The following is a 10,023-nucleotide window of genomic DNA, read 5'->3' on the forward strand; positions in this document are numbered from 1 at the left end:
TTTGGGTAGGCGAATTTAATAGTTGGGCGTACTCCGTCTAGCAGCCTACTGGCGAAGCACCCTTAATGCCCCTAGCGTGAATTCCGCAAATAGCGCAGAGCTCCCTAGACTTCTAGCATGAATTCCGCAAATTGCGCAAAACTCCCTAGACTTCTAGTGAGAATTCCGCAAACGGCGCAGAGCTCCCTAGGCTTCTAGAGTGAATTCCGCAAATTGCGGAGAGTTCCCTAGGCCTCTAGCGTGAATTCCGCAAGATGCAGAGCGAATGGAATGGGGTAATAGAACGGTTGAGCGTTTCTTATTTCAGCTCGGTTGGCTAGTTGCTAAGAAGGGCTCTCCCAAGTGATGTAAGTACCACTATAGGGAGAGCCCTTGCTATATTTTTGGTTGGCTGCTGCCTATTTTGCTGAAGCGGTTGCTGCCACCCCGTGTAGCGATTCCTCTACGTGGGTTACGGGGGTAAGGTTGTTGGCTGTAAAAACGGCAATATCCTGTACCTCCACCTTGCTGCTGCCCTTAAAGGCCTTGTTGCAGGCGGGGCAGCTGGTAATGAGATACTGCGTTTGCTCGGGTAGGTGGCTGACGGTGATGGCCGCAATGGATGCCTTTGCTTGCGAGGTGAGTGTTGTGTGCGCTAAGCTGTTTCCGCAGCATTGGCCTCGGTGCTGCCTCTCCATTTCCACAAACGATGAGCTGCTTTTTAGGATATACCTTGGCTCTTCGGTTATTCCGCAGCCGCGTGCCAGCTCGCACGAGTCGTGGTAGGCGGTTCTTTTCGCATCGTTTTTAACCTCAATCTTTCGTGCATCCAGCAGCTTTTTGATGTACTGCGTGTGGTGTAGCACGGGGATATTCAGCTGGTAGTCGTCCTTAAATGTTTTTAGGCAGATGGGGCAGGAGGTTACCAGCAGCTCCACCTTGCTTTGGGCTAGGAGCTCCTTGTTCCTTTCAATAAGGCGTTGGGCAACGGCATCCTGTCCGGCCAGCTTTTGCGGACGACCGCAGCATATGCCGCTCTCCTTATCGAGCTGTACGAACGATTCGTTGGCGGCTTTGGCTATCTTCTCAAGGCTTTGCGTGGTGGCCGGGGTTAGCTTGCCCATGCATCCGGCAAAGTATCCAACTTTGGCCTTAGGGTATTCAGCTAGGGTGGTATACTCTAGGTTGGGCTCCATGCTAGCTCCCTTTTTTAGGGCCATTCTTAGCGGTTCGATGGTGATTCCTACCGGGCATTTCTCCTCGCATCGGCGGCAGTTAAGGCAGGTGTCGGCCATCTCGGGCGTAAGGGTACCATGGCGTAGGGCGTTAAGCAGGTATATGGGCTGTGGATTGCCCTCCACGTTGCTTGGTACCAGCGGACAGGCGTTAAGGCATACACCGCACTTGGAGCAGCTTTTAACCTGAATGTCGTTGTAGGCGGCCTGAAACTTGCTGGCATCTACCTTGGCATGCTTCAAAAAGATGAAGAAGGGTTCGGAGAGGATGTGCATGTAGCGCGTAAAAGGTACGCAGCACAGGAATATCCCCAGGGCGATGGAGTAGCCCCACCAGGCGGTGTAGGCCGAACTCTCGGCAAATCCAGCATCGTTTAGGAGGTTTCCTACGTTCTGGGTCAGAAATCCACCGCTCTTATAAATTCCTGCGTTGAGACTCTCGGCTAGGAAGCGGAAGGGAAATATGAGCCAAAGCGAGTAAAGGCCAACCCTATCGATGGCGGTGTACTTGGGCTTCTTGGCGATGCTAAACTTTTTGGATATAAACCGCTTGGTTAGCGCTAGTGCTATCCCTGTAAGCACCATCAGAAGGAAGAAATCCATTACAAATGCAAATACCTTATGGAGGGGGTATTTGGTCATATCGGGGATGAAGTACTTTAAAAATATGGGAAAGTAGGGAGGGTTTAGATGGCTGTTGGTGTACACCTTCGATTCGAGGTTGCCGCAGATGATCAGCATAAACCAGCCAAAGGCAAGGCTCATGTGCATAAATCCGAGCAGCAGGTTGGTTCTAAAAAGGTTGATGTGCAGCAAGCTCTCCTTAATGACATCTATCCCGTACCAAAAAAACTTAACGGGCGATTTAAAAATGGCGTTTAGCTTGGTTCGTTCCTCTTGGGGAATCTGGCTACGCCACCGAAACAGCTGAACGATGTAGTATATTACAACAAATGCCAGTCCGATAGTAAAGGGTAGTACAAAAATGTCAAATCTATCCATTATTATCCTTTAGGTATTGGTTAATTAAAAGGGTGATTCGACGATTGCTGATTCCTCGCGGGCAGGCCATTTCGCATTTGCCGCAAAGCATACACAGGGCAAGCTCTGGGGCCAGGTTGGCAATATCACCTCTGTCTATTTTTAGCTTGATGCTTCGGATGTTGAATGCCGTAAGCTGAGCTGCCGTGCATACGGCCGAGCATATGCCGCAGTTGATGCAGGTTTTGTAGGCAGGATACTGCTCTTTTAGAAAGGTACTCAGCGAAAGGTTCGCCTTGTCCAGCTCTAAGATGCTATCCTTTTTTATTGCAAAGCCAAACTTACTCATTACTACTGAAGCATATGTTTTATGTAAAAATGTACGTTGATGGCTACCGATTTGGCGTCGGCAATGGTTTCCTTAACGGTAGAAGGGCCTTTGGCCGTACCTGCAACAAAAATACCCTTGCGTACATCCATGTTTTGGGCGGTAAGCACGTGCCCATCCTCCTGTATAAACTTATCGTCGAATGATTTCAGGTTTAGCGTTTCGGCAAAATGCTCGGTTCCTACCGATGGCACCATGCCAACCATAAGCACCAGCAGGTCTAGCGAGAGCTTCATGGGGCGGCGCGATAGGGTATCCTCTACGCGAACAACGAGCTTGCTGTGCCTATCTTCGTTAACCTCCGAAAGGCGACCCCTGATAAACTGTATGCCCCACTTTTCTTGAGCTTCCTTGTACATGGCCTCGAAGTGTCGGTCAAATAGACGAAGATCCATGTAGAAGCAGTAAACCTCGGCTTCTGGGTTCATCTTCTTCACCTCTATGGCCTGCTTAACGGCGGTGATGCAGCATGCCTTAGAGCAGTACTCGTTGCATACCTTCTCGTCGCGCGACCCTACGCAATGTACAAACCCTATTTTGGACTTCTTGGTAGGGACTAGCTTGTCTATGGTGCCATTTTTTTCAGCAAACTCAAAGTCTACCGAAGTAACTACGTGGTCGAATACCCCGTAGCCATACTCCTCCTTTTTGGTGGCATCGAAAGGTTCGAAGCCAGATGCGAGGATGGCGGCATCAAAATCCTCCTGCCTGTCGGGGAGCGTTAGCACCACCTTGTGGCCATCCACATCGACGTTATCGATGGGCGTGGAGGTTAGAACCTTGATGTTGGCGTGGGTTATAAGCATAGCTTGCAGCCTCGATACAACATCGTTGGCACTTTCGTGGTGGGGAAAGAGGTTACTCCAGTTGCGAACGTTTCCGCCTAGCTGCTCTGCTTTTTCAAACAGGGTAACCTGGTACCCCAGTCGTCCAAGCACGTTAGCTGCTTGCATTCCTGCAACACCTCCACCTACAATTGCTATTTTCTTTTCTTGCTCGTAAATCATATATTGTACAAATACAGGTTCTTACTTAAAAAATTAGGACTTCAGGTTTCTCGGGCTTACCTAAGTCTCGGCCATCTTTACTAAAGAACTTTTTGTTGGGATCGTACTCCACCCCAATCTTTTGAAGTAGCGGCTCTACGTTAACCTGGTGTAGCTGCAGCCCTAAATCCCACGGATCGTAGCCCATAACCAGCCCCGCTAGCTCCTCGTAGGTGAGCGATGGGATGCCCTGTCCCTTATCGTCGTAGGTTTTACCCTCCATTTCGGCAATTACGTACTGCCATCTATCCATAAAGTAGGCGCATCCGGGGCAGTTGCTAAGAATGAAATCGGGCTTGTAAGGCTCCATCGATTCGAACTTGGTTTTTGACGCTGTAACGGAGTAGCCCCTGTTTGCCTTTACCAGGTACTGCCTAAATCCGAATCCGCAGCAATGCCTGCGTTCGGGATAGTCTATTACATCGCCACCCCACGATTCGATCATGCCCGATAGCACGTGCGGATATTCGGCACCGCCAACGCCCTTGTGGGGGAACATCTTGGCGTAGTGGCATCCTATATGCTCTACGGCCTTCAAGGGTTCTCCCGTTTCCTTGTTGATAAGTCGGTAAGCCGCCTTTTGGGCAATATCATCCCTGTACTTGTAGATGATATCGCTGGTATGTACCAGATTTTTGGGCTTAACAAACTCGCGTTTGGTGGCCTTATAGAGCAGCTCGTGGGCCTTGGCTTCGAGCTCAGGCTGGTGCTCCCACATGTCGAGTATCTCGGTATAAATCCCGAACGAAGTTACGCAGCTGGCTACGTAGTTTTCAAGTCCTGCCTCGTGCATTAGCGCAAACTGGCGGGCTACTACGGTCATGGTAGTTTCGAGTGGCACCAGATCGGTATGGTAGGCGATGCCGGTACAGGTGGTATGCCTCGGATCGTCGAGTATATTCTTATTGAGTTCGTCTCTTAGTATTCGTAGAAAGGTTGATTCTGAGCCAGGGAAAAAGTTTTGGCGGATGCAGCTACGCGCATAGTAGTAGTCATTGTCTGCAATTTCCTTTTGGTACTTTGCCCAAAGCTTCTTTTTGCCTTCAATTTTCATTCGTATACGATTTAATTACAAGATGGCTTAGAGAACGGTTTTAGCACGAGTGCTTGTCCTCGTCGTTATGGGTAAAAATATGGTGGATATATTCAGAATCTATGCCAGATGGCTTAAGGTCTAACTTCATCTCCTTCGCTTTTTTGAACGACTCCTGCTCGATATGGCTAAACTGCGCATGAGCACCTGTTACCTCGAAAATGCTGTTGATCTCGTCGAGGGCGTCTTGAGGAATCTTGCGAAGAGCTCCAGGCTTGTCCTGGTTGTAGCTGGCCCCAACGCGCTCCATTAGCGCCTCGATGTTTGCCTTTTCAAAGTCGAATATGGGACCTAACTCTGGAAACATTTCCGTATTAAGGTGCTGTACGTGGATGCAGTATCCGTGCTTATACGACCATTCGCCAATGGTTCTCTTTAGCACCAGCTGCTGCCTTCCTTTTTCCGACTCGGTGAAGAACCCTTTTTTGATGGATAGCGCGCGCAGAGCCATGATAATTAGGCCCGGAGCATTTCCTCGGGGGCAGCGGGTTTTGCACGACATGCACTCGCCGCAGTACCAAATGGTGTCGCTTTTTAGCAGCTCCTCTATTTGGTGGTCGTCTTTGGTCGAAACAATCTCTGCAATAGACCTTGGCTGGTATGGATACACCTCTGCTGCTGGGCAAATAGCGGTACAGGTACCACAGCTCATGCAGGAGTTGATTCCTTCGTTAAATCGAATGTCTTGTTTTAGTTCTTCGTATAACATCTTATGTTGCTGAAACTTCTTGTCGATAATTATTTAACATTTGTAAAGAAACGCATGCTATGTGTAAAAGTAGAAATATTAATGATATAATGCATCAAAAAAGGTGCTTGAATTGAAATTTATAAACTCTATAAATAAATGAATTTAGGCTAGTATATTTTAGCTGGTAGTTTCTTTTTTACTCTAGCACGACCATTGCGCTAATCTCCTTTTATTGGAATTGTAAAAACCTTTCAAATTAACATAAGATTATTACTCTAAGAATGTGATATATGCCATATGTAATACATACCTGTAGGTAAAGAATTTTTCTCTATTGGTTTGTAATCTGTTTGTTGGCAACTAAAACATGCATATTTTTAGCGATGGGAACTGCTCTTTAGAGTGGAGGTTGCTGCTGGGCAACTATAAATTTTAGAGCAGCGGTTTTAACGTTTGTAAAAGGGATAGATTGATGAATTTGAGCATATAGTTTAAAACTAAACACCAAATGAGAAGGATAGCTGTTGTTTTGTTAGCGCTGCTTGCGCTACAGGCTTCTAAACCTGCCCTTGCGCAGCAAAAGCACTCGTTTAAAATTGGCGAGAACGCTTTTCTAGTCGATGGAAAGCCTATTCAGTTTTTTTGTGGGGAGATTCACCCATACCGTGTTCCACCCGAATACTGGAAAGATCGTTTGCAGATGATACATGCTATGGGGATGAATTCCATCAGCATTTACATGTTCTGGAATGTGCATGAACCCCATAAGGGCAAGTATAACTTTAGCGGTAGCGCAGATATTGCCAAGTTTGTGAAGCTGGCACAGGAGGTTGGGTTGTGGGTAATTCTTCGTCCTAGTCCCTATGCGTGCGCCGAATGGGAGTTTGGAGGCTATCCATGGTGGCTGTTAAAGGATAAGAATATCAAGGTTAGAACGAAAGATCCTGTGTTTATGGATGCCTACCGTCGTTACATAAAGGAGGTTGGTAAGCAGCTGGCTCCGCTTCAGGTGCAAAACGGGGGACCTATTTTGATGGTTCAGATCGAGAACGAATACGGGTTCTTTGGCTCAGATAAGGAGTACTTAGCCATGAATAGGGATGCTTTTAGGGATGCTGGTTTCTCGTGCGACTTCTTTACCTGCGATCCTCCCTATGTTGCCGAGAATGGTCATTTACCGGGCGTATATGCTGCCGTTAATGGTGGCATGAAGTCGGACGTAATTATGAGCACTCAGGATAAGATTAATGGTAAGGCGCCCTACTTTGTGTCAGAATGGTATCCTGCTTGGTTTGATGTATGGGGAAAGAAGCACCATGTTGCATCTGCCCAAAAGATGGTAGAGCATCTGGAGCCAATCTTTAAAAATGGTATTTCGCTGAACATGTACATGGCTCATGGCGGTTCTAACTTTGGATTTATGAATGGAGCTAACTATGACGATGGCATGCCTTACCAATCGCAAACGCAAAGTTACGACTACGATGCCCCAATAAACGAGGCGGGTAATGCTACCCCTAAGTACTACGCCTACCGCGAAATGGTAGCGAAGTATCATCCTACAGGAGCAACGTTACCGGAGGTGCCTCAGCCTAAAAAGGCAATGGCTATTCCCTCTTTTACTTTGTCGGATGTAGCTACCTTGTGGAATAATCTGCCAAAACCGGTTGTGTCGGAGACACCAAAGAGCTTTGAGGATATGGATCAAGGTTATGGTTACGTGCTATACGAAAGTACGCTACCTGCAGGTAAAGGATGGCTAAAGGTTAATGGACTACGCGACTATGGTGTTGTTCTTGTAGATGGTAAACGTTTGGGATTGCTTGTCAGAAGCAAGAAGCTCGATTCAATTTGGGTTGATTGTAAGAAGCCCAATGCCAAGCTGTCTATCCTTATCGAAAACCTAGGTCGCCTAAACTTTGGTCAGTATCTGAATGAGAATAAGAAGGGGATTATAGGCAAGGTGCTGTTTAATGGAAAGGAAGTTCGTTCGTGGAAGATGTACGGTTTCCCATTTGAGAATGTGGCTAACATTAAATATAAGAAGGAGAGCGTTGGTGCAACCTATGAGGCCCCTATTATTCGTAGAGGTACGTTTACGCTTGCCTCGGCTGCCGACACCTATCTTGATATGAGCTCGTTCGGAAAAGGTTCGGTATGGGTAAATGGGCATCATATTGGTCGATATTGGAATGTGGGACCACAGCAAACGCTTTATATTCCGGCTCCTTGGCTCAAGAAGGGAAAGAATGAGGTGGTTGTTTTTGAGATGCTCAAGATGGAGCAGAACAAGCTGCAGGGGCTTGACCATTCCATCCTAGATGATCTAAAAGATGAGATGTTTTTCGGTCCAACGGCCGTTCAGCAGATAAATTAAGTTTACGAGCGGCCACTATTGTGGCCGTTTTTTTTTCATGAATACAAAGTGTATATGCTACGAAAAATAGGTATTGTTGCCATTACATGCTTGGGGGCAATAGCCTCGTTGGCGCAGGCGGATACGGGGCATAGGCTGTGGTACAGTAAGCCAGCCAAGGAGTGGTCGGCCGAAGCGTTGCCCATAGGTAACGGGCGTATGGGAGCCATGTTTTTTGGAGGAGTGGAGCAGGAGCGGATCCAATTTAACGAGCAGTCGCTATGGTCGGGTGATAACAACTGGGATGGGGAGTATGAGCTCGGAGATCACGGCTTTGGTTCGTACCGGAATTTCGGAGAACTGCTGATTTCGTTTGATCGTAGTGGAGCTATTTCGAGCTACTCTCGTTCGTTGGATATCGATAACGGAATTCATACCACAACCTTTATGCAGGATGGGGTAAGGTTTACTCGCGAAGGCTTTGCTAGCCATCCGAATCAGGTGATGGCCTTTTCCTACTCCGCCAGTAAAAAGGGAATTCTATCTGGCAAGATTATGCTGGTAGGAGGACAAAAAGGAGGAGCTGTGAAGGCGTCAAAGGGAGAGGTGCAGCTGCTAGGCGAAATGGCCAATAACCTAAAGTATGCAGCCATTGTTAAGGTGGTTGCAGAAGGTGGAACTGTTAAGGCAGATGGAGGTTGCGTCGTTTTTCAAGGATGTAGTAAGCTGACGTTGCTCCTTGATGCCCGAACTAGCTATAAGCCCGACTATGCCTCCAATTGGCGTGGAGCAGATCCGCTGCCACTGGTAAAGAAGGAGATTGACAATGCGCAGAGGTTAGGATACGACAATCTTAAAAGGAACCATCTTAAGGATATTACCTCGCTACTATCGAGGGCATCCATTGATGTGGGTACGACAGCTGCCAATGTGGCCTGCTTGCCAACCTACGAGCGGCTTAAGGCATATGGGGCTGGAGGTTTAGATCCCGATTTGGAGGAGATGATGTTCTACTACGGCCGATATCTTTTGGTCAGCTCGTCGCGCAAGGGCGGATTACCCGCCAACCTACAGGGATTATGGAATGATAGCAATGAGCCTGCTTGGGCTAGCGACTATCATAACAACATAAATGTGCAAATGAACTATTGGGCTGCCGAAACTACCAACCTTTCGGAATGCCATGTTCCGTTGCTCGATTTTGTGGTTGCCGCTCAGCAGCCTTGCCGTAATGCCACCCGCAAAGCTTTTGGGGATAAGACTAGAGGATGGACTGCTCGTACTAGCCAAAATATATTTGGAGGTAACGGTTGGGAGTGGAACATTCCCGCTAGCGCATGGTACGCCCAGCACTTTTACGAGCATTGGGCATTTACCCTCGATCGGGAATACCTTCGTAAGGTAGCCTATCCCGTTATTAAGGAAATATGCCACTACTGGGAAGATCAGCTTAAGAGTTTGCCCAACGGTATGTTGGTGGTTCCAAACGGCTGGTCGCCCGAGCACGGACCACGTGAGGATGGCGTGATGATGGATCAGCAGATTGTGTGGGATCTTTTTCAAAACTACCTCGTTATTGCTAGAGTGCTGAATGCTGATGCCGATTATCAGGCAAAGATTGCCGATATGCAGGCGCGCTTAGCTCCGAACAAGGTTGGTAAGTGGGGGCAGCTACAGGAATGGCAGGAGGATAGGGATGATCCGAACGATCAGCATAGGCATACCTCGCACCTGTTTGCCGTATATCCAGGGAGGCAAATTGGGTTGACGAAGACGCCTGATCTTGCAAAGGCTGCTGTTATATCGCTGAGAAGCCGTAGCGGAAACTATGGTAGCAATGAGAATACCCCATTTACGGTAGAATCGACGGTGGGAGATAGCCGCCGCTCGTGGACTTGGCCTTGGCGTTGCGCGCTTTGGGCTCGTCTTGGCGAGGGAGAGAAAGCCGCAGTTATGGTTAGAGGCTTACTCAAGTACAATACGCTATCTAACCTGTTTTGTAGCCACCCTCCGTTTCAGCTCGATGGAAACTTTGGAATTCCTGCAGCCATTACAGAAATGCTGCTTCAGTCGCACGAAGGAGCCATTGTGCTGCTGCCTGCAATCCCTAAGCTGTGGGCAAAAGAGGGAAGCTTTAAGGGACTTAAGGCGCGAGGTGGTTTTACGGTCGACTGCTCGTGGAAGGATGGTAAGGTTACCCGATATGCCGTTACTAGTGCTAAGGCACAAAAGGTAACGGTAAGGGTAAATGGGC

At 48.0% G+C, this 10,023-nt stretch carries 7 protein-coding genes; 2 read left to right on the forward strand and 5 right to left on the reverse strand.

Annotation, left to right across the window (positions count from 1 at the left end; all coding sequences use genetic code 11):
* Positions 1-398: 398 nt before the first annotated feature.
* From L990_RS15525 to L990_RS15545, 5 genes are read right to left on the reverse strand one after another with little or no spacing between them, the layout of a single operon-like run.
* Entirely contained in the window at positions 399-2,216 is a 1,818-nt protein-coding gene (locus tag L990_RS15525) for a (Fe-S)-binding protein (RefSeq protein WP_052181076.1), read from the reverse strand.
* The gene (locus tag L990_RS15530) at positions 2,209-2,544 is read right to left on the reverse strand and encodes a 4Fe-4S dicluster domain-containing protein (protein ID WP_047451266.1); all 336 of its coding nucleotides are present in this window, start codon (positions 2,542-2,544) and stop codon (positions 2,209-2,211) included. The genes L990_RS15525 and L990_RS15530 overlap by 8 nt, the downstream gene beginning before the upstream one ends.
* Before the next feature lie 2 nt (positions 2,545-2,546).
* Positions 2,547-3,590, reverse strand: coding sequence for an FAD-dependent oxidoreductase (locus L990_RS15535; RefSeq protein ID WP_047451268.1), 1,044 nt, complete (start codon positions 3,588-3,590; stop codon positions 2,547-2,549).
* Positions 3,591-3,615: 25 nt separating this feature from the next.
* Positions 3,616-4,683: a heterodisulfide reductase-related iron-sulfur binding cluster gene (locus L990_RS15540; RefSeq protein WP_047451270.1), complete on the reverse strand. Its 1,068-nt coding sequence runs from the start codon at positions 4,681-4,683 to the stop codon at positions 3,616-3,618.
* Between the two features lie 40 nt (positions 4,684-4,723).
* On the reverse strand, positions 4,724-5,431 hold the full coding sequence (locus L990_RS15545) for a 4Fe-4S dicluster domain-containing protein (RefSeq protein WP_047451271.1): 708 nt from the start codon (positions 5,429-5,431) through the stop codon (positions 4,724-4,726).
* A gap of 490 nt (positions 5,432-5,921) precedes the next feature.
* Here L990_RS15545 and L990_RS15550 point away from each other — a divergent pair, with 490 nt between their 5' ends.
* Together L990_RS15550 and L990_RS15555 are read left to right on the forward strand one after the other, a co-directional pair.
* Entirely contained in the window at positions 5,922-7,790 is a 1,869-nt protein-coding gene (locus L990_RS15550) for a glycoside hydrolase family 35 protein (protein ID WP_052181077.1), read from the forward strand.
* A gap of 54 nt (positions 7,791-7,844) precedes the next feature.
* Positions 7,845-10,023 (forward strand): glycosyl hydrolase family 95 catalytic domain-containing protein (locus L990_RS15555; RefSeq protein WP_081981756.1); only part of this gene is annotated, 2,179 nt, incomplete at its 3' end.

The sequence above is a fragment of the Alistipes sp. ZOR0009 genome (genome assembly GCF_000798815.1).
Lineage (GTDB): Bacteria > Bacteroidota > Bacteroidia > Bacteroidales > ZOR0009 > Acetobacteroides.

Bases quoted from the DNA above. Each gene is read 5' to 3' on its own strand.
- L990_RS15525 (WP_052181076.1), bottom strand. From the start codon at position 2,216: ATGGATAGATTTGACATTTTTGTACTACCCTTTACTATCGGACTGGCA.
- L990_RS15530 (WP_047451266.1), bottom strand. From the start codon at position 2,544: ATGAGTAAGTTTGGCTTTGCAATAAAAAAGGATAGCATCTTAGAGCTG.
- L990_RS15535 (WP_047451268.1), bottom strand. From the start codon at position 3,590: ATGATTTACGAGCAAGAAAAGAAAATAGCAATTGTAGGTGGAGGTGTT.
- L990_RS15540 (WP_047451270.1), bottom strand. From the start codon at position 4,683: ATGAAAATTGAAGGCAAAAAGAAGCTTTGGGCAAAGTACCAAAAGGAA.
- L990_RS15545 (WP_047451271.1), bottom strand. From the start codon at position 5,431: ATGTTATACGAAGAACTAAAACAAGACATTCGATTTAACGAAGGAATC.
- L990_RS15550 (WP_052181077.1), top strand. From the start codon at position 5,922: ATGAGAAGGATAGCTGTTGTTTTGTTAGCGCTGCTTGCGCTACAGGCT.